This is a genomic window from Massilibacillus massiliensis (genome assembly GCF_900086705.1).
Classification (GTDB): Bacteria; Bacillota; Negativicutes; order FLKF01; family FLKF01; genus Massilibacillus; species Massilibacillus massiliensis.
In genome coordinates, this window is the sequence record NZ_LT575483.1 from 1,916,748 (window position 1) to 1,940,204 (window position 23,457).

19 protein-coding genes, 2 tRNA genes, 2 rRNA genes and 1 other annotated feature are annotated in these 23,457 nt (G+C 39.2%); of the genes, 10 read left to right on the forward strand and 13 right to left on the reverse strand.

What is annotated here, in order from left to right:
* Positions 1-275: 275 nt before the first annotated feature.
* The 3 genes from dcuC (at position 276) to BN6559_RS09225 (ending at position 4,245) form a co-directional block, all read left to right on the forward strand.
* Positions 276-1,532 carry a C4-dicarboxylate transporter DcuC gene (gene dcuC, locus BN6559_RS09215; protein ID WP_110954442.1) on the forward strand — a complete coding sequence of 419 codons (1,257 nt, stop codon included), beginning with the start codon at positions 276-278 and terminating at the stop codon, positions 1,530-1,532.
* A gap of 56 nt (positions 1,533-1,588) precedes the next feature.
* On the forward strand, positions 1,589-2,893 hold the full coding sequence (locus BN6559_RS09220; RefSeq protein ID WP_110954443.1) for an amidohydrolase: 1,305 nt from the start codon (positions 1,589-1,591) through the stop codon (positions 2,891-2,893).
* Positions 2,894-2,985: 92 nt separating this feature from the next.
* Positions 2,986-4,245, forward strand: coding sequence for an S-layer homology domain-containing protein (locus tag BN6559_RS09225; protein ID WP_199883888.1), 1,260 nt, complete (start codon positions 2,986-2,988; stop codon positions 4,243-4,245).
* A gap of 49 nt (positions 4,246-4,294) precedes the next feature.
* Here the strand turns inward: BN6559_RS09225 and BN6559_RS09230 are convergent, their stop codons facing one another.
* Together BN6559_RS09230 and BN6559_RS09235 are read right to left on the reverse strand one after the other, a co-directional pair.
* The gene (locus BN6559_RS09230; RefSeq protein ID WP_110954445.1) at positions 4,295-5,605 is read right to left on the reverse strand and encodes a helix-turn-helix domain-containing protein; all 1,311 of its coding nucleotides are present in this window, start codon (positions 5,603-5,605) and stop codon (positions 4,295-4,297) included.
* A 22-nt stretch (positions 5,606-5,627) separates the two neighbouring features.
* Entirely contained in the window at positions 5,628-6,146 is a 519-nt protein-coding gene (locus BN6559_RS09235) for a GNAT family N-acetyltransferase (protein ID WP_110954446.1), read from the reverse strand.
* 198 nt (positions 6,147-6,344) lie between these two features.
* On the opposite strand from BN6559_RS09235, the gene BN6559_RS09240 reads away from it, so the two are divergent.
* The 3 genes from BN6559_RS09240 (at position 6,345) to nrdG (ending at position 10,454) form a co-directional block, all read left to right on the forward strand.
* Positions 6,345-7,397 carry a mechanosensitive ion channel family protein gene (locus tag BN6559_RS09240; protein ID WP_110954447.1) on the forward strand — a complete coding sequence of 351 codons (1,053 nt, stop codon included), beginning with the start codon at positions 6,345-6,347 and terminating at the stop codon, positions 7,395-7,397.
* A gap of 224 nt (positions 7,398-7,621) precedes the next feature.
* Entirely contained in the window at positions 7,622-9,961 is a 2,340-nt protein-coding gene (locus BN6559_RS09245; protein WP_110954448.1) for an anaerobic ribonucleoside triphosphate reductase, read from the forward strand.
* Positions 9,945-10,454 (forward strand): anaerobic ribonucleoside-triphosphate reductase activating protein, encoded by a 510-nt coding sequence (gene nrdG, locus BN6559_RS09250; protein ID WP_110954449.1) that lies wholly within the window; start codon positions 9,945-9,947, stop codon positions 10,452-10,454. The genes BN6559_RS09245 and nrdG overlap by 17 nt, the downstream gene beginning before the upstream one ends.
* Positions 10,455-10,521: 67 nt before the next feature.
* Here the strand turns inward: nrdG and BN6559_RS09255 are convergent, their stop codons facing one another.
* The 3 genes from BN6559_RS09255 to BN6559_RS09265 all read right to left on the reverse strand — a co-directional run bounded on the left by BN6559_RS09255 (position 10,522) and on the right by BN6559_RS09265 (position 11,803).
* Positions 10,522-10,821, reverse strand: a complete 300-nt coding sequence (locus BN6559_RS09255) for a putative quinol monooxygenase (protein WP_110954450.1) — start codon at positions 10,819-10,821, stop codon at positions 10,522-10,524.
* An 80-nt stretch (positions 10,822-10,901) separates the two neighbouring features.
* A complete protein-coding gene (locus BN6559_RS09260; protein ID WP_110954451.1) occupies positions 10,902-11,324 on the reverse strand; it encodes a universal stress protein in 423 nt (140 codons plus the stop codon).
* A gap of 41 nt (positions 11,325-11,365) precedes the next feature.
* Positions 11,366-11,803 carry a universal stress protein gene (locus BN6559_RS09265; RefSeq protein WP_110954452.1) on the reverse strand — a complete coding sequence of 146 codons (438 nt, stop codon included), beginning with the start codon at positions 11,801-11,803 and terminating at the stop codon, positions 11,366-11,368.
* Between the two features lie 375 nt (positions 11,804-12,178).
* On the opposite strand from BN6559_RS09265, the gene ilvA reads away from it, so the two are divergent.
* The 3 genes from ilvA to BN6559_RS09280 all read left to right on the forward strand — a co-directional run bounded on the left by ilvA (position 12,179) and on the right by BN6559_RS09280 (position 14,897).
* Positions 12,179-13,423: a threonine ammonia-lyase gene (gene ilvA / locus BN6559_RS09270; RefSeq protein ID WP_110954453.1), complete on the forward strand. Its 1,245-nt coding sequence runs from the start codon at positions 12,179-12,181 to the stop codon at positions 13,421-13,423.
* Positions 13,424-13,820: 397 nt separating this feature from the next.
* Entirely contained in the window at positions 13,821-14,126 is a 306-nt protein-coding gene (locus tag BN6559_RS09275; RefSeq protein WP_199884208.1) for an ArsR/SmtB family transcription factor, read from the forward strand.
* Between the two features lie 12 nt (positions 14,127-14,138).
* Positions 14,139-14,897, forward strand: a complete 759-nt coding sequence (locus tag BN6559_RS09280) for a C40 family peptidase (RefSeq protein ID WP_199883889.1) — start codon at positions 14,139-14,141, stop codon at positions 14,895-14,897.
* 200 nt (positions 14,898-15,097) lie between these two features.
* On the opposite strand, the gene BN6559_RS09285 is transcribed toward BN6559_RS09280, so the two are convergent.
* Positions 15,098-15,595 carry a DUF2076 domain-containing protein gene (locus BN6559_RS09285; RefSeq protein WP_110954455.1) on the reverse strand — a complete coding sequence of 166 codons (498 nt, stop codon included), beginning with the start codon at positions 15,593-15,595 and terminating at the stop codon, positions 15,098-15,100.
* Between the two features lies 1 nt (position 15,596).
* Positions 15,597-15,878, reverse strand: a complete 282-nt coding sequence (locus BN6559_RS09290; RefSeq protein WP_110954456.1) for a hypothetical protein — start codon at positions 15,876-15,878, stop codon at positions 15,597-15,599.
* Positions 15,879-16,067: 189 nt separating this feature from the next.
* Here BN6559_RS09290 and BN6559_RS09295 point away from each other — a divergent pair, with 189 nt between their 5' ends.
* A complete protein-coding gene (locus BN6559_RS09295; RefSeq protein ID WP_267886726.1) occupies positions 16,068-17,135 on the forward strand; it encodes an IS4 family transposase in 1,068 nt (355 codons plus the stop codon).
* 154 nt (positions 17,136-17,289) lie between these two features.
* Here the strand turns inward: BN6559_RS09295 and mqnE are convergent, their stop codons facing one another.
* From mqnE to murQ, 6 genes are all read right to left on the reverse strand, one after another.
* Positions 17,290-18,375 carry an aminofutalosine synthase MqnE gene (gene mqnE / locus BN6559_RS09300; protein WP_110954458.1) on the reverse strand — a complete coding sequence of 362 codons (1,086 nt, stop codon included), beginning with the start codon at positions 18,373-18,375 and terminating at the stop codon, positions 17,290-17,292.
* A 192-nt stretch (positions 18,376-18,567) separates the two neighbouring features.
* Positions 18,568-18,684, reverse strand: a 5S ribosomal RNA gene (gene rrf, locus BN6559_RS09305).
* 104 nt (positions 18,685-18,788) lie between these two features.
* Positions 18,789-20,900 (reverse strand) — a sequence feature (mutual gap in cmsearch alignment for this rRNA model is longer than 100).
* Positions 19,792-19,867 (reverse strand) — tRNA-Ala (locus BN6559_RS19240). (Overlaps the previous feature by 76 nt.)
* Positions 19,902-19,978: transfer RNA gene (locus BN6559_RS19245), tRNA-Ile, on the reverse strand. It lies within the feature at positions 18,789-20,900.
* Positions 20,226-21,891: ribosomal RNA gene (locus BN6559_RS19860) — 16S ribosomal RNA — on the reverse strand.
* Positions 21,892-22,528: 637 nt before the next feature.
* Entirely contained in the window at positions 22,529-23,449 is a 921-nt protein-coding gene (gene murQ, locus BN6559_RS09320) for an N-acetylmuramic acid 6-phosphate etherase (RefSeq protein WP_199883890.1), read from the reverse strand.
* Positions 23,450-23,457: the final 8 nt, after the last annotated feature.

Here is a 23,457-nt window from a genome sequence, read left to right on the forward strand (position 1 = left end):
AATTGGTATACACCCTAGATATGTTAGCGGAATTTTTTTAAATTCCTGCTACTTTTAACTACTAAATTCTGCTATTTTCAAAGAAATCATGCACATATTTTTAAAATCTTTATATTTATGCTTTTTGTGTACAATATATTTATCATAAAATAAAAAATTTTTATTGCATTGTTTATTCTTTTTCGTTATAATACGACTTAATAACGGAATATTTCTTTTATTATTCCATTATTAATTTAGCGAAAATTCAAATAAAAGGTAAAGGAGAATGTTTTATGGTTTTATCTGGTGCTATCATTGTTATTCTTACTTTAATTGCGATTGCTAAACGCTATGAAACACGCATGGTTTTATTCGCAGCTGGTTTTCTAATGGCAATCATCGGTGGAAATCCGCTTGGTGCAATGACCGCTTTCGAAAAAACTATGGTGAACTCTGGTCTAGTCACGACGATTTGTTCCGTTATGGGTTTTTCTTTCGTTATGAAATACACCAAATGTGATGCAAATTTAGTACAATTACTAGCAAACGGCTTAGATAAATGCAAATTTATCTTAGTTCCGGGGGCTGTACTGATTACTTGGGTATTAAATATCGCATTATCCAGCACTGCCGGAACTTGTGCCGCTGTTGGCGCCGTACTGATTCCGACGATGATTCGTTCCGGTGTACATCCTGCGATGGCAGGCGCCTGCATTTTAACGGCTTGTATTTCCAACCCCCTCAATCCGGGCTTTCCACATGCAATTTTTGTGGCTAATTTGGCAAACGTAGATGTAATGGAAGTGATTTATGGTTATACATTGCCATTACTTATCGTTTCTGCTATCGTTTTATCTGTGATGACAATACAGTCTGTTGTGCGGAAAGAAGGCGTAGATCCTCTGCGTGCACAAGCAGCAAATGTGGAGTCCAATACCAGTGAAATGAAAATCAGTCTGATTAAAGCATCCATCCCTGTGATTCCACTCATTATTTTAGTACTTGCAACTCCACAGGTCGGTGTACTGCCTAAAATATCAATTCCTCAGGCAATGATTATTGGTACATTGTTAGGCTTCATTGTGCATCGCAAAAATCCACAAGATATCACCAAAGAATTTTTTAACGGTTTAGGCAATGCCTATAGTAACATCATCGGTATCATAATCGCAGCGGGTGTATTTACCTACGGCATGGGAAGTATTGGACTTACCTCTGCATTGGTTGATCTAATGAAAAACAGCCAAGATCTAGCAAAATACGCGGCTTGTATCGGCCCTGCATTGATTGCTGTAATCAGTGGGTCCGGAGATGCTGCAGCGCTCGCTTTTAACGGTGCTGTTACACCGCATGCCGCGCAATTTGGCATGACAATTACAGATTTAGGTTCACTTTCCACACTTTCAGGAACACTCGGTAGAGCAATGAGCCCGGTTGCCGGTGGCACAATCATTTGCGCAACTTTAGCTGGTGTAAATCCAATTGAAATCGCCAAACGTACCGCACCTGGATTAATCATCAGTCTGGTTGCTCTATTCATCTTACTTTAGTGTAGGTTAACTGCCCTTTATCAATATGAATAACTTTAATTAAGGAGACTTTTATCATGAATTTAGATTCCAAAATTGCTGAACTCGCAAAATCAATTGAAGGAAAAACGATTGCGCGTCGTCGTGACTTACATCATCACCCTGAAACAGGCTGGACAGAATTTCGTACAGCTTCCATCGTAATTGATACACTAACGAAACTTGGCTACGATGTAAAATTCGGAGATGAGGTCATTGATGAAAGCAATATGATGGGTGTACCAAGTGCAGATATTCTTGAAGAACACATGAAAAGAGCCATCTCACAAGGGGCCAATCCTGATTTGGTTGCAAAAATGACCGGTGGTAAAACAGGTGTTGTCGGCATATTAAAATGTAAGAATCCCGGACCAACAGTTGCACTTCGTTTTGATATGGATTGTAACGATGTCAGTGAAGCTATGGATGAAAAACACCGGCCTTTTAAAGAAGGATTCGCTTCTATCAATCCTGGCTGTATGCATGCCTGCGGTCACGATGGGCATACTTCTGCCGGACTGGCAACCGCTGAAATTTTAATGAACTTAAAAGAACAACTTTCCGGAACAATTAAATTGATTTTTCAGCCGGCAGAAGAAGGGGTTCGCGGAGCCAAAGCAATGGCAGCCAAAGGTATCGTAGATAATGTCGATTTCCTCTTAGGCGCACATCTTATGATGCCAAAAACAGGCTATCTAGCCTATGATGTACAAGGATTTCTTGCAACCAGTAAATTTGATGCAATCTTCACTGGTGTTCCCGCTCATGCTGGTGCAGCACCACAAGTCGGTAAAAATTCACTTTTAGCCGCTGCAAATGCTGCAATTAATCTGCAAGCGATTCCTCGTCACAGCGATGGGGTCTCCCGTGTTAACGTAGGTGTACTCAATGCAGGCACCGGGCGCAATGTTATCCCTGCCAATGCCTTAATCAAAGTAGAAACAAGGGGAGCAACAAGCGAAATTAACAACTATATTTACGATTGTGCTGAAAAAATTATCAATCACACAGCAGCAATGTATGACAATACAGTAGAAATCAAACAAATGGGGGGTGCCGTCGGCGCAAATAATTCTCCGGAATTCTCTGCACAAATCGGACAAATCGCTAGACGACTCGGGATTTTTAACGAATATGCAGACAGTTCTAATATCGGTGGCAGCGAAGACTGTTCTTACTTTATGGATATTGTACAAAAAAATGGCGGGCAAGCGGCTTATCTAGTGATTGGGGCTTCCTTAACTGCTGTCAATCATAATCTTTACTTTGATTTTGATGAACATGCTTTGACAATGGAAGCACAACTGCTTTCTACCATCGTCAGCGACTTATTGGCAAAATAAATACATGCAATAGAGCAATGAAAATCACTTCCTTGCTCTATTGCAAAAGCCGATACAAAAAGTTAGAAAATTCTGTATATTGGAGTGTATATATGATGAATAAACAGTTAGCTACAACAATTACCGCTTTACTTATCTCTACGACGATCCCTGCCTTTGCCGCAGAAAATCCGTTTGTCGATGTACCAACCGACCACTGGTCAAGACAAGCTGTAACACAATTAGCAAAAGACGGTGTGATTGAAGGCTATGGTGATCGCACGTTTCGCGGTGACGTACATATAACTCGGTATGAAATGGCACAAATGGTTGCAAAAGCAATGGCAAAATCAGATGTCAAATCTGCCGATAAAGCCACCATCGATAAATTATCTGCCGAATATGCGTCTGAATTACATAATCTTGGCGTACGCGTAACTGCACTTGAAGAAAAAACTGATAATGTGAAATTCAGCGGTTATATGTACTTAAGGACACAATCTCAGGAAACTAAAAACAAAACTACTGGTGAAAAAACTAAATCGCCTACTGTTTCTCGCTCTTTTCTAGATTTATTTACGACCGGAAAAGTCAACGATAATTGGAATGCTGTTTTAGAAACTACAATTGCCACCGACTTAAAAAATGGTGGTGAATCTGCTACTGATACAACGGGTATATTTGCCCAAGGAAAGTATGATACATTCACAACACGTCTCGGACGCTTTGATCAATACAGCGGTGATGGCGGACTCGTCTTACATTACAGTGTTAACGGCGGCGAATTTACGTTTGGAAATCGCTTGAAAACAACCTTAACGTTTGGACGTATCAATAATACCTCCGTCCTCAAAGCAGGTACTGAAGGAAATTCTTTCGATTATCAAGCAGTTGAATTTGCTTATGCCGCAAATAAATCAACAAAAATTAACGCTGGTTATTATCATTTAAGTGATGAATCCTTCGCTGTCAGACGTGGTGACACCGATCCAAAGATTTATACGCTCGGCTTCTCCACAGCTTTAAATAAAGATCTAAAACTGACAAGTTATTATTTAAAATCCAGTAGTGACCAGAAAGACAATAAAACAGTTAAAGATACCGGCTATTATTCCGCACTGGAATATAAAGGCCCTAAATTAGGACAAGCAGATACTTGGGGACTTTATTTGAAATATGCCAATATCCCTGAACTTACACAAATCTCTATGGATGTCGGACACTTCAAAGATTACAAAGGCTTTGAACTTGGCAGCTTTTATATGCTGACACCAAACATGCGCGGACACCTCAGATATTATCATGGTAAAAACGTCGATGACAGCAATAAAACAAAAGATCTGGTACGTGCCGAAGTAAGAATGTTCTTCTAAAAAACGCCCGCAATCTCACTTTATGTGGATTGCGGGCGTCTTACTTCATTTAATTTAATCGATAAACCCTGGTTGGTCTGCCACGATTTGCAAACGCTTCTTCACCCACACACTCAACCAATCCTGCATTTAACAACCCCGTAAGAATCCGTCGCACATTACGATCTGTCACCCCCAGCTGCGTAGCCAAGGCGGCGGCAGTGAAGCTCTCCCAATTCATTTTATGTACAATTGCATAGATTTTTTGATATGTTTTAATGCCGACATTCGCAATAGTCAAACATGCTAACAGTGCTTTATCCTCGCTAAAAGCACGATAGGTAAGTTCTTGTCCCTGCCCTGCGGATTCAATAATTTCTCCATCATCAGCAACAATGACAATACCTCGGTTGCCCTTTTCCCTCCCTTGGCGAACCGCCCGGCATGCATTTAATTGCGCTGTAAATACCGTTGTACCAAAACCAATTCCTGCAACAATATCGGTATCTAAGGCCAAGCTAATTTCATCAATAGTTTCTCTCAGAACCTGCACTTGCTGTTCAAGAAGTCCTCTAGAACTAAAAATTTCATATCTGCCATTCCCTTTTTCCGACAAATATCCATTCACACCTTGACAAAGTTTCAGCAGTCTTTCCTTAATTTTCAGTTCTAACAACTGTAATTTATAAGAATCACCAGCTTTTTCAATGGTTTTTTCAAAATTACTGATTTCAATAATCTCTAAACCAACTTGACTATTCTTAAAATACAAACCATTAAGCTTTTCCATCAATACGCTGACCGCTTGACGGATTGAAGTTGTACTCGCCAGCAATCGTCGAACTGGTATTTTCCGTCTTTCCAACTCCTTCTGCACCTTATATAAAGTCGTTCCTACACCATCAATCTTGCCAGATTCCCAAAGATCTAAATGTTTTTTAATAATATCTTCAAAAACAAACGGTATCCCATATTTATGGAAAACAACCATATTTTGTGGTACATTTGACTCTTTTATTGATTCACGTACTGCTCCGGCATCCGATTCCGGACAATCTACAGAAATACGCAAGGACGTAGATCGTTTTTCACAAGCCAGTTCTAAAATACATTTAAAAATCTCATTCCCTGTAATCAAGCCAAAAGCCGAATTTTCTTCATTGCCAAGATGTTCTTTTGCCGCTGTATAAGGATTTGGCCCAGAAAAAAGCCATCCATCAATCTTAGGGTTATTTTCAATTAAAATATTAGGAACCTCTTCAATTTCAATATAGGGGAAAGGAATAAATTCAGCCAGTTTTGTTTCCTTCATGTCTTTCGCGACATTTATAATGTGTTCAATCGTATCAATCGATGAACTCACAACTCCAATTTTTTGCACAATTCTACTCCTTTATCCTACACTATTTAGCCGCAAAATACTCACGATCTAATATACCTAAAATCACCAACGATTCATACGCACCATCTGAACCTAGAATCGTTTCTCTAATTAAGCCTTCCCTAATAAATCCTTCGGATTCATAAAGATGTAGCGCCCTTGCATTGTGTTCTTTACAATCCAACCATGCTCTATGATATTTTAGATCTTCAAAAGCCCAAGATTTAAGCATTTTTAAAGTTTCTCTGCCATAACCTTGACCTTTCACATCCATAATAATTCGCGTAAATTCAATTTCTTTAAACGGATTATCAAGTCCCGCAATCATCAAAAATCCAACTTTTTCTGCGCCATCTACAGTTTCAACAATTAAATGAATTGCATTTTTTGCATGTAAAGTCTTTCTGTGTTGCTCAACTGGATAAGGAATCACGAATTTTGCATTTTCAGGTGTATGCTCCACCTTCATAATATAGTCTAAATCTGCTTCAGCAGCTTGACGAAATCTAAGTCTATCTGATTTTTTTATAATCTCTAACATCCTCTACAACCTCTTTCTAAAGGATTAAATTTTTTGTTTTTTATAACTATCCCTTATTTTCTCTATTTTGACCAAAAATATGAAAATCCTGCTATTACAAATATCCATATTTTTCTTCATTTTCTATATATTTTTTTCATCTCTAAATCTATTTTGTAGTATAATGATGAAGTGCAAAAAATTTTTTGGGGAGGGCATATGGTACTACATTATTTTAATATTAATTTTGTTTCAACAATCGAATTTTTGTGGATTCCAGCTTGCATTTTACTGAGTTGTTTGACCGCTGGGGTGTTGTTGAACCGTTTCATTAACCGAAGACTTCAGGAGAAATACGGCAGCGATCCAGAATCCCTGTCCTATGTATTTACCAATGCAATCAAAGGCCTGCCGATCTCCTGGTCTATTGGTGTTGGATTATACATGACCATTACAACGATTCAAATGCCTGAACGGCTATTAGATTTTTTATCAAATATCTTACTAGGCGTTATTTTGTTTACCATTACCCGTGTAGCAGCACGCACTTTAGTCGGCATGATTGATATGCATACCCAAAAAAACGGCAGTAACCTGCCAAAAACCTCTTTACTTACCAATATTGTAAACATCGCAATCTATGTAATCGGTATTCTCATCATCATGCAATCTTATGGGATATCCATTACTCCGATTATTACTGCATTAGGCGTCGGTGGTGCTGCAGTGGCTCTCGGCTTACAAGAAACACTTGCCAATATCTTTTCTGGGCTGCACTTAATTTTATCAAAACAAATTCGTCTTGGCGACTATATCAAACTCAGCTCCGGTGAAGAAGGCTGCGTAACTGATATCACCTGGCGTTTCACAATGATTCAGGGGTTATCAAATAATGTCGTAGTTGTTCCAAATCAAAAAATCGCGTCAGCCATTTTAACAAACTATAGTATGCCAAAACAAGATGTTTCCATCAGCATTCCCATCGGTGTCAGCTATGACAGTGACCTTGACCATGTTGAACGCGTAACGCTTGAAGTAGCTGATGAAATCATGCAAAAGTTTGATCACGCGCACGCTTTAAAAGCAGCCGTCAGATTTCATACATTTGGTGAATCCAGCATTAATTTTAATGTATCCCTGCATTCCAATCAATTTCTCAATCAATTTCCCTTGAAACATGAATTTATTAAAGCACTCACTAAACGGTATCGGGAAGAGGGTATTGAAATTCCGTATCCGGTCCACACAATTATAAAAAAAGACGAAGCTTAATATTATTTTTTTTCAAAATTAATCCCTTTATCGTTAAAATAGAAATAAAACAAGCCTCTTTACTTAATAAAAACAAAACAATTTATTGAAATTCTACAAATTATATGAATTTTAGACAAAATACTATATCTTGTGTCCTATTGACTAAAACTAAGCATATATAGTACAATCTTCGAGAAGTATTTTTTAATTTAAACCAAATCTAAAGAAAAGAAGATGTGAATATGATTGAAAATATAAAAAAACGTAACGGTGACATCGTACCTTTCGACATCACCAAAATTAAAGAAGCAATTCATAAAGCAAATATGGAATCTACAGATGAAACGATGACGCAAAGACAACTCAGTGCACTGGCGAATAAAGTCATTAAAACTTTTGACGATAAAGGTATGCCTTCCGTTGAACAAATTCAAGATATCGTTGAAAAAACATTAATTGCCGCAAATTATGCAAGTACGGCAAAAGCTTACATACTATATCGTGCTGAACACGCAAAAATTCGTCAATCTGAAGCAGATCTAATGGATATTTATAACGAACTTACTTTTAAAAATGCGAAAGATGCCGATATCAAACGAGAAAATGCGAACATTGATGCCGATACTGCTATGGGAACGATGTTAAAATACGGGTCCGAAGGCTCAAAATATTTCATTGACAATTATATTTTGCCAAAAGACATTGCAGCTGCACACATGAATGGAGATATTCATATTCATGATAAAGATTTCTACATGTTAACAGAAACCTGTTGCCAGATTGATCTGTTAAAATTATTTAAACATGGTTTTTCCACCGGCCATGGTTACTTGCGCGAACCAAATAGTATCCAAAGTTACTCCGCTTTAGCTTGTATCGCAATCCAAGCAAACCAAAATGAAATGCATGGTGGACAGGCCGTTCCTAACTTTGATTATTCTATGGCACCCGGCGTTGCAAAAACCTTCAAAAAAGAATACTTTGAAGCCTTAACAAATTATTTCATAATTACCCTCGACATGGCAAAAGAAGATGCATCCGCATTAACCAAAACGATTGATGGCGATATTGCATGCTCAATTACAATGAACAGTGTTGATGCATACGGTAAAGCACTCATTGACTATCTGCCAAACCATCAACAAGAACACGGATTCCAGCCAATCAGTGCACAGCAAACCACGAAAGCACATACGTATGCGGTCAAAACTGCATTTAATGAAACCGACCGTGCAACTTACCAGTCAATGGAAGCTTTCATCCATAATTTAAATACGATGAATTCCCGTGCCGGAGCTCAAGTTCCATTTAGCTCTATCAACTATGGTACCGATACATCCCCAGAAGCAAGAATGCTCGTTAAAAATCTTTTACTTGCAACCGAAGCAGGTCTGGGCAGCGGCGAAACACCAATCTTCCCAGTACAGATTTTCAAAGTAAAAGAAGGCATCAATTACAACGAAGGCGAGCCAAATTACGATTTATTCAAAATGGCAATGCATACTTCGGCAAAACGCTTATTCCCTAATTTTAGCTTTATTGATGCGCCATTTAACCTTCAATATTATAAAGAAGGAAATTATGATACCGAAATTGCTTATATGGGCTGCCGTACACGCGTCATGGGAAATGTGCATGACCCTGAACACGAAACAACTTGCGGTAGAGGCAATTTAAGTTTTACTACCATTAATTTGCCACGTTTAGCAATTGAAGCAAACGGTGATGTTAAAAAATTCTATGAAAATCTAGATCAATTTATTGAACTTGTCATCCGTCAACTTCTACATCGTTTTAAAGTTCAATGTTCAAAAATTGGTCGCAATTATCCATTCCTAATGGGACAAAACATTTGGATTGGTTCTGATGACATCGGTCCAGACGACAGTGTTGCCGACGTATTAAAACATGGTACTTTAAGCATGGGCTTTATCGGTCTTGCGGAAACACTGAAACGCCTAACTGGCAAACACCATGGCGAAAGCGAAGAAAGTCAAAAACTTGGTCTTGAAATTATTGGCTATATGCGTAAACGTATGGATGATGAATCGCAAAAGACCGGGCTAAACTTTACTTTACTCGCTACTCCAGCAGAAGGATTAAGCGGCAGATTTGTGAAATTTGACAAGAAACGTTATGGATCAATTCCTGGCGTAACCGATCGCGACTATTATACAAACTCCTTCCACGTTCCAGTTTATTACCCAATCAAAGCGCACAAAAAGATCGCCATCGAGGCACCTTATCACAACTTTACGAATGCTGGTCATATCAGCTATGTTGAACTCGACGGCGATACTTGCAAGAATCTTGATGCTTTTGAATCCGTTATTCGCTGCATGAAAGAACAAGGCATCGGCTATGGTTCTATCAATCATCCTGTAGATCGAGATCCAGTCTGTGGTTTTAATGGCATTATTGACAATGAATGCCCAAAATGTCACCGCAGAGAAGACCAAACTGAACCAAGATTTGAACGCATTCGTCGTATTACTGGTTATCTTGTTGGCACAACAGATCGCTGGAACAATGCCAAACGTGCAGAAGAAAAGGATAGAGTAAAACATGGCCTGCAAGCTTAAAATATCTGGAGTCGTCGACGAATCGATTGTCGACGGCCCCGGTATCCGTTATACAATCTTCACCCAAGGTTGCCCTCATGCCTGCGAAGGTTGTCATAATCCCCAAACCCATGATTTCTCTGCAGGAAAAGAAGTAGATATTCAAAATCTTTTTGCAGAGATATGCGAAAATCCGCTCTTAAAAGGCGTCACATTCAGTGGTGGCGAACCCTTTTGTCAGCCAAAACCGCTCATTGAACTCGCAAAACTAATTCATACACGTAAACTCAATATCACAACGTATACTGGGTATACACTTGAAGATCTCCAAGCAAAAAATAATCCGTTGATTGATGAATTGCTGTCGCAAACCGATATTTTAATCGACGGCAAATTCATAGCTGCCCAACGCGATCTTACCCTAACCTTCCGCGGCAGCCACAATCAACGTGTCATTGATATGCACGCGACGCGTGAAACTGGCAAAATTACAGAATTAGCCGTCGACAAATAAAATAACCACGAGAATGCGTGACATTCTCGTGGTTATTTTATTTATATTTAAACTTTGCAATGCAGTCCTATTCAGCAATAGAAGCAATTTCTTCATAAAATTCTATTTGATGTTCTCCACTAACCAAACCATCCATTTTTTTAAATGTATCTTGGAAATATGGAGTACTCGAATGATGGTCCAGCGTTTTCTGGTCTTTATATTTTTCGTAAAAGAAAAATTTTCCCGGAGACGATTTCGCTGCGTGCAGCTTATACTCTATTACCCCCTCCTCCTGTTTTACTTTGGAAACCAGAGACGTAAGAAGTTCTTCTAACTCATTTTCTTTTCCAGGTTTCGCTTGAATTATTGCTGTCAATACAACCATACATATCCCTCTCTTTACGTATTCTTATTATAATAAAATATAACCTGTATTTATCAATACTCTTTGTGTATGATCCTATATTATTTCACTACCATCACTGGGCATTTTGCCTGTTCAACCAAATGCTGACTTACACTGCCAAGCAACACACCTTTTACAACCCCCAGCCCCCGACTGCCCATTACAATTAAATCGATATTTTCACTTGTAGCAAAATCTAAAATCACAGCCGCTGGTGAGCCGGTCTCAGAAATTCCCTCTGCTTTAAGATTAGAAGGAACTTTTTCAAGTGCTCTGTCCAGTATCACATTGCCTGCCTTTGTCACCGCTTCTAAAATCGCATCAGAGAGGCAAGCATTAATAGCCAATTGATTAATATTGGCTACATAAATAAAATGAAGCTTCGCCTCGCAGATTTCTGCCAAATAAATCGCCTGATCAATCGCTCTTTCTGCACTATCCGAACCATCTACAGGAACTAAAATACGTTTGAACTGTGTCATAAGAAAAACCTCCTATTTATATGTTAATATGCGTAACAAACTCACTTCAACACCATGACTGGGCATCGCGCATGTTCAAGCAAAAATTTACTCACGCTGCCAAGTAAAAAACCATCTAAGAAGCCAAGACCTCTGGCGCCTAACACGATCAGATCACTCTTAACTTCCTCCGAAAAAGCCAAAATAGCTTCTGCTGGAATCCCATATTTCGTATAAGTCTGGTAGCGTACTCCCTCTGGAACTTGACGCACTGCATTACTTAAAATCGCTTGACTGATCTTTTTAACCGATCCCGCTACAGATTCCGGCAGCCATAAAATGTGTGCAGATTTACTATCTGTTTCATCTGAAAGATGGGATACATAAATAAAATCAATTTCTGCATTACAAAGTTCTGCCAATTCTACAGCCTTCACCACAGCCTTATCCGAACTTTCTGAACCATCTACTGGAACCAAAATACGCTTCAACTCGATCATGTAAATCCCCCCATTCCTTGCCAAACCATAGTAAAAACAGCATTTTCTATTTTATGTATTTACTTCGCTATAATCCTAAAGATTCCTTTAGATTCGCATAAATATATCCAGCAAAATTCAAACACAGATTATATCTTGACATCTTAACTGCTTAGGTGCTAAAATTTATTAAACATTTATGTGCAATAATCGACTTGTTTTCGTGCATAATTGTAAATAGAATCTTTTCTAAAATTACTTTTAAATTTTTAAGCGATATTGTATAAATGAAGATAATTAATTTATCGTACTCGTTCTTGCTTTTCCAAGAGCGAGTTTATTTTAATTTTTATTGCTTGGTAGGATCTCATGTTTATAAATAGGAGGATATCTTATATGACAGACAAAGCCAAAACAGATTTTTCATCAATCATTGAAAACACATCGATTGCCGATGTTTACCGAGCCGCAAAACAACTAGCTGGTATTACCAAAAAAACTGAATTGATTTATAGTCCATATTTTAGCTTAAATTCTGGTAACAAAGTTTTCATTAAACCAGAAAATCTCCAAAATACCGGTTCATTTAAACTACGCGGTGCTTACAATAAAATCAGTCAACTTTCCGAAGAAGAAAAAGCAAAAGGCGTCATTGCAGCCTCCGCTGGTAATCATGCACAAGGCGTTGCTTATGCTGCACAGCAGCTTAACGTAAAAGCAGTGATTGCCATGCCTGCAACCACACCAATTATTAAAGTTGAAGCAACCCGCAGCTATGGTGCTGAAGTTGTTTTACACGGCGACAGCTATGATGATGCCTACAGCAAGGCAGTCGAGCTTCAGAAAGAACATGGTTACGTCTTCATACACCCTTTCGACGACCTCGAAGTCTTACTTGGACAAGGTACTACCGCATTAGAAATATACGATGAATTAAAGGATGTAGATGCCATATTAGTCCCAATTGGCGGTGGTGGATTCGCAAGCGGGGTTGCCCTTGCAAGTAAATTTATTAATCCTAACGTCAAAGTCATTGGCATCGAACCTGCAGGTGCTGCTTGTATCAAACACTCTCTGGAGAAAGGCAAAGTCAGCTCACTCTCCAAAATTGATACAGTCGCTGAAGGTACAGCCGTTAAAACACCGGGAAAATTAACCTTTGAATTTATAAAAAAATATGTCGACGAAGTAATTACGGTTTCTGAATTCGAAATAATGTCTGCACTATTATCCTTGATCGAAAAACATAAACTCATTGCCGAAGGTGCTGGAGTTCTCTCCCTAGCTGCTCTAAATCAATTAAAGTTCAAAGATAAAAAAGTTGTAGCCATCGTCAGCGGCGGAAACATCGATATCTCAACAATCTCCGCACTCATTAATAAAGCATTAATCGCACGCGGTCGTGTCTTCTGCTTCGCGGTGAATTTACCAGATAAACCAGGCCAGCTTCTGAAAGTCGCAGAAATTTTGGCCAGCGAAAATGCGAATGTAATTAAACTGGACCATAACCAAGCTAAAGTAACAGACAGCTTTAAGCAAGTACAACTCGAAGTAACCGTAGAAACTCACGGACAAGACCATGTAAACCGTGTAGCACATGCATTAGAAGCCAATGGGTTTCATATTCAAAAAATATATTAAAAAAGTTCGTAGGCAGTATTGTCTACGAACTTTTTTCTTTTATTTTCTAATATTGACTGTTGCGTTTAAGATGCTCACCTAATTTTAATTCTTGTATCACGCTTTAACAATATTCCTATTGTATATATCCCCAAAATTCTGTACAATGTAGACTTCTATGGGGATAACTTATTAAAAATTTTTCAATATATGAATTCGTCATTCAACGATTTGCTAATATAATAATTTATAAACAAAATTTTAATTTTATTCGTATTTATATTTTCAAAATTTCAATTTTTGTTTATACTTAGAATAGGTTATTTATCTCTAAATGGAGGCTACTATGAAAATTCTAAAAAATGAAGATACTTGTGATGATACCTGTGATGCATATATTAAACATACTGATAAAATTATGAATGCGAAATTACACCTTCTGCCTAATGAAGTTACCCAAAGCCTTTCTGATACTTTTAAAATTTTAGGAGATCAGACACGTATAAAAATTTTAAGTTTACTCATTGATAATGAAATGTGCGTCTGTGATATTGCCGAGACGTTACAAATGGGACAATCTGCTATTTCACATCAACTCAGGGTATTAAGAAGTGCTAGACTAGTCAAATTTCGTAAGGACGGCAAAGCTGCCTGGTATTCACTTGATGACGAACACGTCGTTTCCCTGATCAACCAAGGGCTAGAACACATAAATCACAGCTAAAGGATGATGCAAATGAATTCCCAACCTATAAGATTACGTAAATTTATTCTCTTCTTAATCTTAACTACTTTTATCACGCTTCTTACTACAATGAATACTACCCATGCCGCAGTTTTGCTTAAAATGAATGCAAAAGGCAGTTCTGTAACTACGCTTCAACAGCGTTTAACCGCTTTAAATTACATTACCACAATCGATGGAGTATTCGGCATAGAAACACATCGTGCCGTTATTGCCTTTCAACGTGACAACCAGCTTAGACCAACAGGTATTGTAGATACAAAAACGTGGAATTCGATCAAAAACCAGCAACCTTCTTTAAATAAAACCAATAAAAAAGATGCTCCAAAAAAGCATGCTCCAGATCCAATCCCATCCATTGAATTAAATCAAAAAACCTCACCAACCGCTGCCACCATCATCCGTACTGCTCAAAAATATACTGGAACTCCCTATGTTTTTGGAGGCACAACCCCCAAGGGTTTCGATTGTTCAGGTTACTTACAATACATATTTGCCCAGCATGGCATAAAAATACCCCGTGCCGCTGATGAGCAATATAAAATTGGAACAACAATCGCACGAAATAAACTTATTGCCGGAGATCTTGTTTTCTTCACCACGGACACGAAAGAGATTTCTCACTGTGGATTATATATAGGCAATGGAAAATTCATTCATGCCTCCTCTAGCAAAGGCGTCCGTATTGATGAATTAAATAATTCTTATTGGAAAACACGTTTTGCTGGTGCAAAACGAATTCTAAAATAAAGCATTACATATAAAAAGAGATAGATGAAATTCATTCATCTATCTCTTTTGAGTCTAAGTACACAAAATCGTTTGTAAATCCAGCAAAACATATACGCTGGTATATTCATACTGCAACATTTCCCAGGAAAATCACATACGATCCGCTACCCAGAATAACGATTTATCGTATAAATTTAAGATCTTCATCATAGTTACAATCAGTTGCGATTATTACGCTCATAACGATCTCTATCATTATTTCTATTCTTATATTTACTCCAAAGAATACTGCCTAGCATAAAAATTGCACCAAAGATAAAAATATTTGCTACCAATCCTAAGATATCTGCAAATAAGCCTGTTCCCATACCAAACATACTTCCAAGTAAACTGCCTAACATCATCCCGCCAGCCAATAAACCAATATTACGCATTGCGCTTCCCATAAAGGAACCTGACTGCGCTTTAGCCCCAGCCTGTTGTTGTACATTTGCTTTACTATTTGCCTCTGGCGCTTTATCACTATAATTTTTCGCCGGAGCAGAAGATTTGTAACCACTTTTAGCTGTATCCGCTGCTTTCGGTGCAGACTGCGAAGTAGAAGGTTTTGGCGCTGAAAATTTTGCTTTTCCTCCACCAATCGCCGCAAAACTAACTGAATACATTGCAAAGAAACATACCAACGCAATTGCAAATATTTTTTTTATTTTCATCAAATTATTCTTCCTCCTGAGCTGCTTTTACATCTTCTGGAAAAGCATAAATTTCGCTTAAAGTATCAAGTTCACCTGACAAATAGCGATCAATATCATGCACATCAACATAAAATGTACAATCAACCTCTAAATAGCCTTGTTCTTTACCTTGACTAACATTCCTGATTGCCATCAATCGTTCACGCAGCGCCAAGCACTCTTCGCGATTTGCATGTACGTCCAATTTGATCAAAGGAACGCCATAGTCTCTAAGAACATCTTGCAAATTCAATCTTTCTGACATTTTAACCTCCAAAAATAAATTTAGCTATATAACAAAATACATTAAAATATCACGCGTGTTGATTAACCAAGAAAAGTAAATACAAAAGGACGCATTTCCTGTAAAATCGTAGTTGCGAAACAAACGAACAGAAAAGAGGCGTCCTTTATAAAACAGTCTACCATCTTTCTAAACATTTTTAAACAACTTATTACAGATGAAGATATTGATAACTTACTCAAAAAGCATGAGTATATTGATATAGCACGTAAATTCACAGTATCGGCATTACTAGATTTTTTCACCAATGCAGCCGTTAACCAATGGAAAAGTTTCCGACATGGTGCTGATGTTGCCTCTGATTTTGGATTGCGAATTAGCGATTATTCTACTATTTCAAAAAAAGCTAAAGATGTTCCTTTTGAGATTTTTAAAGATTTATTTGCTCTTGCCTGCTCTCGCTGTAATAGAAACATCCGACGTAAATTAAACTTTCCGAAAGAATTGCTGTTAGTTGATTCAACCACCATAACTGTTGGCAAAACGCGTTTGCTATGGGCACCTTATCATGGTGAACGTGCAGGAGTTAAACTTCACACAGCTTTGAACTTAGCTACTGGAATCCCCAAAAAAGTTGTAGAAACGACCGGTTTACAACATGATAGCCCTGTTCTTGATGAGCTCCTTGATAATACATGCATTATTGTTGCTGACCGAGCGTACTTTCAAATTGATCGTTCCGATACATTCTTAGAAGAGAAACAACATTTTGTAATTCGATTAAAAACAAATGTTGAAATTTCAAAAAAGAAAACCTTAAAACGCACTTTTAATAGCAATTCTAACGTTATCAATGACTACACTTGTCAATTGGGAACGGCGCAAAAACGCTCTGTACGTAGACATCGAATTGTTGAATTTACTGATTATGAAAGTAAATTAATTCGAGTGGTTACTAATTTATATCATGTATCAGCAGAAATGGTAGCAAATATATATAAGGCTCGCTGGGGAGTAGAACTATTTTTTCGCTGGATAAAGCAAAATCTTAATGTCCCAAGATTGTTTGGAACCACGAAAAATGCAGTCTACAATCAGCTTTATTCAGCACTATTGGCATACATAATACTGAAATTTACTTATACAACAATTACTAAAAAAATCATTGATAAACCACTTTCCTTATTGGGATTTACAAGACGATTGCTAGAAAATACCCTTCCGCTTGAATGGCACTTTTACATTCAGCAATTTTGTCATACGTTGCTTTTGCTTTAGTTAATTATTTGTATATTATTGGTTAATCAACACGCGTGTTAAAATATTTTGGATATATATTCGTTACAAAGATTGCCTTCACTACTATTCAAAATAATTTATTTTCTATATATTATATATATTCTACTGAAAATATACAAATTCCTTGTATCCCTTATAAAATCTTAATAATATTAAAATTACAATCACACTCAACAGCGGTACGCCCAGTTTCTTTTATTGTCTCTACCAATTTTTCTTTGGTTAATGCCGTACTAGATTTAGCACCAGCTGCATGCATAATTTTTTCTTCCTGAATTGTACCATCGATATCATTGGCACCAAACCCTAAAGCCAATTGCGCAACTGGTAACGTGAGCATCACCCAATATGCTTTTATATTATTAATATTATCAAGCATCAACCGCGAAATTGCCATCGTTTTTAAATCATCCCACAAAGTTGTTCGTTTGATTTGTCCTGCCAACTCTGTATGATCAGGATGAAAAGGAAAACAAATAAAAGTTTGGAATCCACTAGTTTCATCCTGCAAAGTCCGTAAAGCTAGCAAATGATCGATTCTCTCTTCAATCGTCTCAATATGTCCATATAGCATGCTTGCATTCGTCTTAATTCCAAGCTCATGTGCAGTCCTAGCAACTTCTAACCATTCAGCAGCCGTCGCCTTATTCGGACATAATTCATTTCTCACTCGATCTGATAGAATCTCTGCACCGCCACCAGGCATGGCCTCTAGCCCTGCATCGATTAACGCTTTTAAAACTTCACGAATAGATTTCCCGGATATTTTCGCGAAATGTGTAATTTCAACACCTGTAAAGCCTTTTAAATGCAATTCAGGAAACTTCTCTTTAATTGTTTGAATCATATCAACATAATATTCAAAAGGCCAATCCGGATGAAGCCCACTCACAATGTGAAGGCTTTTTAAATCTGGATCTTTCGCTGCATTCGCTACTAAATCTAAAACCCTTTCCTTATCCATTGCATAAGCATTCTTGCTGTCACGATCACACCCAAAGGCGCAAAATTTACATCGTGAAGTACATATATTCGTAAGATTTACATGACGATTGACATTATAATAAACGTAATCACCGCTTATTCTTTTACGAACTGTATCCGCCATATATCCTAGCCAAGCTAAATCATTGCATTCATATAATGCTAATCCATCTTCACGGGTAAGACGCTTACCAGTCAATATCTTATTCTCAATCTGTTTCAAATTTATAGTCAAAATGCCACTTCCTTTGTATACAATAAACGTCAACTACATTATTCTACCTTATTTTTTACAAACAAACAACCGCTACCAATATAATAAAAAGAAATGTTAATAAATAGTATTTATAATTGTTTTTCAAAAGATTTATTTTTTTAAATTTTATATAACAAAAAAGCACTCACGTTTGTGAGTGCTTTCCATCTTAACCGGCAACTACCTATCCTCCCAGGGCGTTTCCACCCAAGTACTTTCGGCGTTTATAGGCTTAACTACTGTGTTCGGTATGGGAACAGGTGGATCCCTATAGCTGTCGTCACCAGATTCTTCAGAGTTATTCTCTGAAAACTATACAGAAGTTTTATTTTTGTATGATTCTTGCATTTTAGTTCTTCTTCTCTAGACACCTTCTGGTGTCTGGCTTTTTTTAAGTCAAGCCCTCGACCTATTAGTACCAGTCAGCTGAACACATTACTGTACTTACACTCCTGGCCTATCAACCTTGTCTTCTTCAAGGGGTCTTACTAGATTACTCTATGAGAAACCTCATCTTAAGGCTGGTTTCACGCTTAGATGCTTTCAGCGTTTATCCTTTCCGAACGTAGCTACCCAACTGTACTCCTGGCGGAATAATTGGTACACCATTGGTTCGTCCACTCCGGTCCTCTCGTACTAGGAGCAGCTCCCTTCAAGTTTCTTACGCCCGCGATGGATAGGGACCGAACTGTCTCACGACGTTCTGAACCCAGCTCACGTACCACTTTAATGGGCGAACAGCCCAACCCTTGGGACCTACTTCAGCCCCAGGATGTGATGAGCCGACATCGAGGTGCCAAACCTCCCCGTCGATATGGACTCTTGGGAGAGATTAGCCTGTTATCCCCAGGGTAGCTTTTATCCGTTGAGCGATGGCCCTTCCACTCGGTACCACCGGATCACTAAGCCCGACTTTCGTCCCTGCTCGACCTGTCCGTCTCGCAGTCAAGCTCCCTTCTGCCTTTGCACTCTTCGCGCGATTTCTGTCCGCGCTGAGGGAACCTTTGGGCGCCTCCGTTACTCTTTCGGAGGCGACCGCCCCAGTCAAACTGCCCGCCTGACACTGTCTTGAATTTCGTTACTCTTACAGTTAGAATTCCAGTAAATGAAGGGTGGTATCCCAACAATGACTCCTACAAAACTTGCGTTCTATATTCTCAGTCTCCCACCTATCCTGTACATCATTTACCAAAATTCAANTAAATCAATTTAGCCATTAAGTTTATACTTAAATGCTTAATTTAATCTTTTTTGAATCCTAAAATGCTCGTTAATTCACTCTCTAAAATATAGAGAGGTTTTCATACATTTTATTTTCTTCTGTGTAGTTTTCAAAGAACATCCGCAGAGACTAAAAAGCTCCGCTTTTCATAATTATCTGTTTAAGATATTTTATGGTGGAGACGAGCGGGATCGAACCGCTGACCCCCTGCTTGCAAGGCAGGTGCTCTCCCAGCTGAGCTACGCCCCCATATGAGAACAGATATTTATTTGCAAAAATAAAATGGTGGGCCTAAGTGGACTTGAACCACTGACCTCACGCTTATCAGGCGTGCGCTCTAACCAGCTGAGCTATAGGCCCATCTTCAAGTCGTTCCTACAACTCATCCTCGCCGTGTTGCTGAGCGATACTCGTTATGACGACTCTCTTACGGGAATATTTAGCACTCTCAAATTTCAACAAACATCAATTGTGAACTTTGCAACCTGTTAACACAATTCCTCGTTATATGGACATAAAAGAGTATTCCCTCAAAACTAGACAATGTAGTGCCAAATGTGTCGACCTTGGATTACGAAAGTACATTTAAACTTTCTTGTCTCCTTAGAAAGGAGGTGATCCAGCCGCACCTTCCGATACGGCTACCTTGTTACGACTTCACCCCAATCATCGGCCCCACCTTAGACGGCTGGCTCCTTACGGTTACCCCACCGGCTTTGGGTGTGACTGACTTTCGTGGTGTGACGGGCGGTGTGTACAAGNCTCGGCCAAAGCCTTAGATACCCATCACTCCTCAGGTATTCAAGAGACGGATTTACCTGTCTCTCACCCTACAAGCTTAGACATACTATTCCATCAGTATGCTCGAACTTCCTTCTGTGTCACTCCATCACTCAAACAATTATTGGTGGTACTGGAATTTTTGCCAGTTGTCCATCGNCCTTCCCAGATCGTTCAGCTAAGCCATTTCTGATTTATGTCAGTCCTCAACCCCAGTCAACCGAAGTTGGCTGGTTTGGGCTCTTCCCCGTTCGCTCGCCGCTACTTAGGGAATCTCAATTGATTACTTTTCCTCCGGGTACTTAGATGTTTCAGTTCCCCGGGTCTACCTCCTCATGCTCTCAGGCATGGGTAACAGTCCATTACGACTGCTGGGTTCCCCCATTCGGATATTCATGGATCAATGCCTACTTGCGGCTCCCCATGACTTTTCGCAGCTTATCGCGTCCTTCTTCGGCTCTTGGCGCCTAGGCATCCGCCGTATGCCCTTAGTAGCTTGACTTATGNGCGTTAACTCCGGCACAGAAGGGGTCGATACCTCCTACACCTAGTACCCATCGTTTACGGCTAGGACTACCGGGGTATCTAATCCCGTTCGCTCCCCTAGCTTTCGAGCCTCAGTGTCAGTTACAGTCCAGAAAGTCGCCTTCGCCACTGGTGTTCCTCCTAATATCTACGCATTTCACCGCTACACTAGGAATTCCACTTTCCTCTCCTGCACTCAAGAAATGTAGTTTCTATCCCATCACGGGGTTGAGCCCCGCACTTTTAAGATTGACTTACATTCCCACCTGCGCTCCCTTTACGCCCAATAATTCCGGACAACGCTTGCCACCTACGTATTACCGCGGCTGCTGGCACGTAGTTAGCCGTGGCTTTCTCGTTAAGTACCGTCATTATAAATCATTATTTACAATCTATACATTCGTCCTTAACAACAGAGCTTTACGATCCGAAAACCTTCTTCACTCACGCGGCGTTGCTCCGTCAGACTTTCGTCCATTGCGGAAGATTCCCCACTGCTGCCTCCCGTAGGAGTCTGGGCCGTGTCTCAGTCCCAGTGTGGCCGTTCATCCTCTCAGACCGGCTACTGATCGTTGCCTTGGTGAGCTTTTATCTCACCAACTAGCTAATCAGACGCAGACCCATCCTTTAGCGATAGCTTATATATAGAGGCCATCTTTTATAGAAGAAACATGCGTTTCTTCTATAATATTCGGTATTAGCAGACCTTTCGATCTGTTGTCCCCATCTTAAGGGTAGGTTGTCTACGCGTTACTCACCCGTTCGCCACTAAATTACGCTCAACACCCAATTCTTATGGGGTTGGCACTTTTTATGCGTGGTGAATTCACTTCGTTCATTCACCGCATAAGCGACTTAACATCCAACCTTTTATTAAGAAATCGGTGTTAAGCGTAATTCCGTTCGACTTGCATGTGTTAGGCACGCCGCCAGCGTTCGTCCTGAGCCAGGATCAAACTCTCCAATAAATTTATTATTAGAAAGCCTAAAAGGCTCAATTAATATCTTGTTTCTTTTTAAAAGAAATTGTTTTTGTTTTGTGTTTATCTTACGATAGACACCGCACATCTGGCATTTATTACATCTACATTGTTTAGTTTTCAGAGAACACTTGACTGACATCTGCAATATCAGCTCATTTATATTAACACAATCAAAAAGTTGTTGTCAATATATTTTTTAAATCTTTTTTAGAAGAATTTCATTCATCGCGACGATGTCTCATCAGCGACTTGTATTATGTTACACGCTTTGTTCCGTTATGTCAATATGTTTTTGAAAATAATTATTTGATTTCTGTAATTTTTTAAAATAGCTTATCAATATTGAATGAATTAAAGACTTTGTGAAATATATCAATACTTGCTGCGAGCTGTAGACAAAACAAAATATTTGTGTCGATGATTAAAAAATATCGACATCTGCTCCACTTATAAGCTAGTACGAAGCTATGCTGCCGATTGGTGAAAAGTGCTCATATGCTAGGTACAGTAAGGGGCGGCTGTGATGGAGTCGTACTTTCGTACGTCGACGAGCAGCACCTTACTGTAGCGACGCAGATGTGTGCTTATCCCTGCCCCGCGGCCTATCTGTCCAACATTAAGGTTATTCGATGCTTAATACCTTACGAATAACCCCATGGGCTTTTTCTAACTGAATTTTAGCTTCTTCCGGCGTACATGCTTTTTTTAGCATAACGATTGCCAGTTTAGGATTATAGTTAACCTGTTCCAAAACTTCCTTAGCTTGTTCTATGGAAACTCCGGTAGCCTGGGTTACAATTCTTTTTGCTCGTTCTATAAGTTTCACATTACTTGCATTCACGTCCACCATCAAATTTCCGTACACTTTACCTATCTTGATCATCGCACCGGTTGTAATCATATTCAGTACCATCTTTTGCGCTGTGCCAGATTTTAAGCGGGTAGAGCCGGATATGGCTTCCGGACCGACCACTGGCGTAATGGCAATTCCAGCGATATCGCCAATGGCTGAATCTGGCGAACAACTAATCGCTACGGTAGTCACACCCAATCTATTCGCATACTTTAGCCCCCCCATAACGTAAGGCGTGCGCCCACTGGCGGCAATGCCGATTAAAACATCGGCCGCTGACAAACCGATATTTTGCAATTGTCTAACCGCTTCATCCTCGTCATCTTCAGCACCTTCGATAGCATTACGCAAAGCAAGGTCACCACCGGCAATCAAACCGACAACCACATTGTCATCAACTCCAAAGGTTGGCGGGCATTCAGAAGCATCCAACACGCCTAGCCGGCCGCTTGTCCCTGCACCTATATACACCAGCCGCCCTCCCTGCCGCAGTGCTTCAACTACTTTATCGACAGCTAATGCAACATTGGGTAACTCCTTCTCCACAGCATATGCCACTGTCTTGTCTTCATCGTTAAGCAACTGTAACATTTCCACAGTATTTAACTGATCAATATTTCCCGTTTTAGAATTTCTTTGTTCCGTCAACAAACTCTCTATATTTACTGTCAAACGATTCACCTCATTCATATTTCGTA

Coding starts and splice junctions, on each gene's coding strand:
- dcuC (WP_110954442.1), top strand. CDS start 276: ATGGTTTTATCTGGTGCTATCATTGTTATTCTTACTTTAATTGCGATT.
- BN6559_RS09220 (WP_110954443.1), top strand. CDS start 1,589: ATGAATTTAGATTCCAAAATTGCTGAACTCGCAAAATCAATTGAAGGA.
- BN6559_RS09225 (WP_199883888.1), top strand. CDS start 2,986: ATGATGAATAAACAGTTAGCTACAACAATTACCGCTTTACTTATCTCT.
- BN6559_RS09235 (WP_110954446.1), bottom strand. CDS start 6,146: ATGTTAGAGATTATAAAAAAATCAGATAGACTTAGATTTCGTCAAGCT.
- BN6559_RS09240 (WP_110954447.1), top strand. CDS start 6,345: ATGGTACTACATTATTTTAATATTAATTTTGTTTCAACAATCGAATTT.
- BN6559_RS09245 (WP_110954448.1), top strand. CDS start 7,622: ATGATTGAAAATATAAAAAAACGTAACGGTGACATCGTACCTTTCGAC.
- nrdG (WP_110954449.1), top strand. CDS start 9,945: ATGGCCTGCAAGCTTAAAATATCTGGAGTCGTCGACGAATCGATTGTC.
- BN6559_RS09255 (WP_110954450.1), bottom strand. CDS start 10,821: ATGGTTGTATTGACAGCAATAATTCAAGCGAAACCTGGAAAAGAAAAT.
- BN6559_RS09260 (WP_110954451.1), bottom strand. CDS start 11,324: ATGACACAGTTCAAACGTATTTTAGTTCCTGTAGATGGTTCGGATAGT.
- BN6559_RS09265 (WP_110954452.1), bottom strand. CDS start 11,803: ATGATCGAGTTGAAGCGTATTTTGGTTCCAGTAGATGGTTCAGAAAGT.
- ilvA (WP_110954453.1), top strand. CDS start 12,179: ATGACAGACAAAGCCAAAACAGATTTTTCATCAATCATTGAAAACACA.
- BN6559_RS09275 (WP_199884208.1), top strand. CDS start 13,821: ATGAATGCGAAATTACACCTTCTGCCTAATGAAGTTACCCAAAGCCTT.
- BN6559_RS09280 (WP_199883889.1), top strand. CDS start 14,139: ATGAATTCCCAACCTATAAGATTACGTAAATTTATTCTCTTCTTAATC.
- BN6559_RS09290 (WP_110954456.1), bottom strand. CDS start 15,878: ATGTCAGAAAGATTGAATTTGCAAGATGTTCTTAGAGACTATGGCGTT.
- murQ (WP_199883890.1), bottom strand. CDS start 23,449: ATGAATGAGGTGAATCGTTTGACAGTAAATATAGAGAGTTTGTTGACG.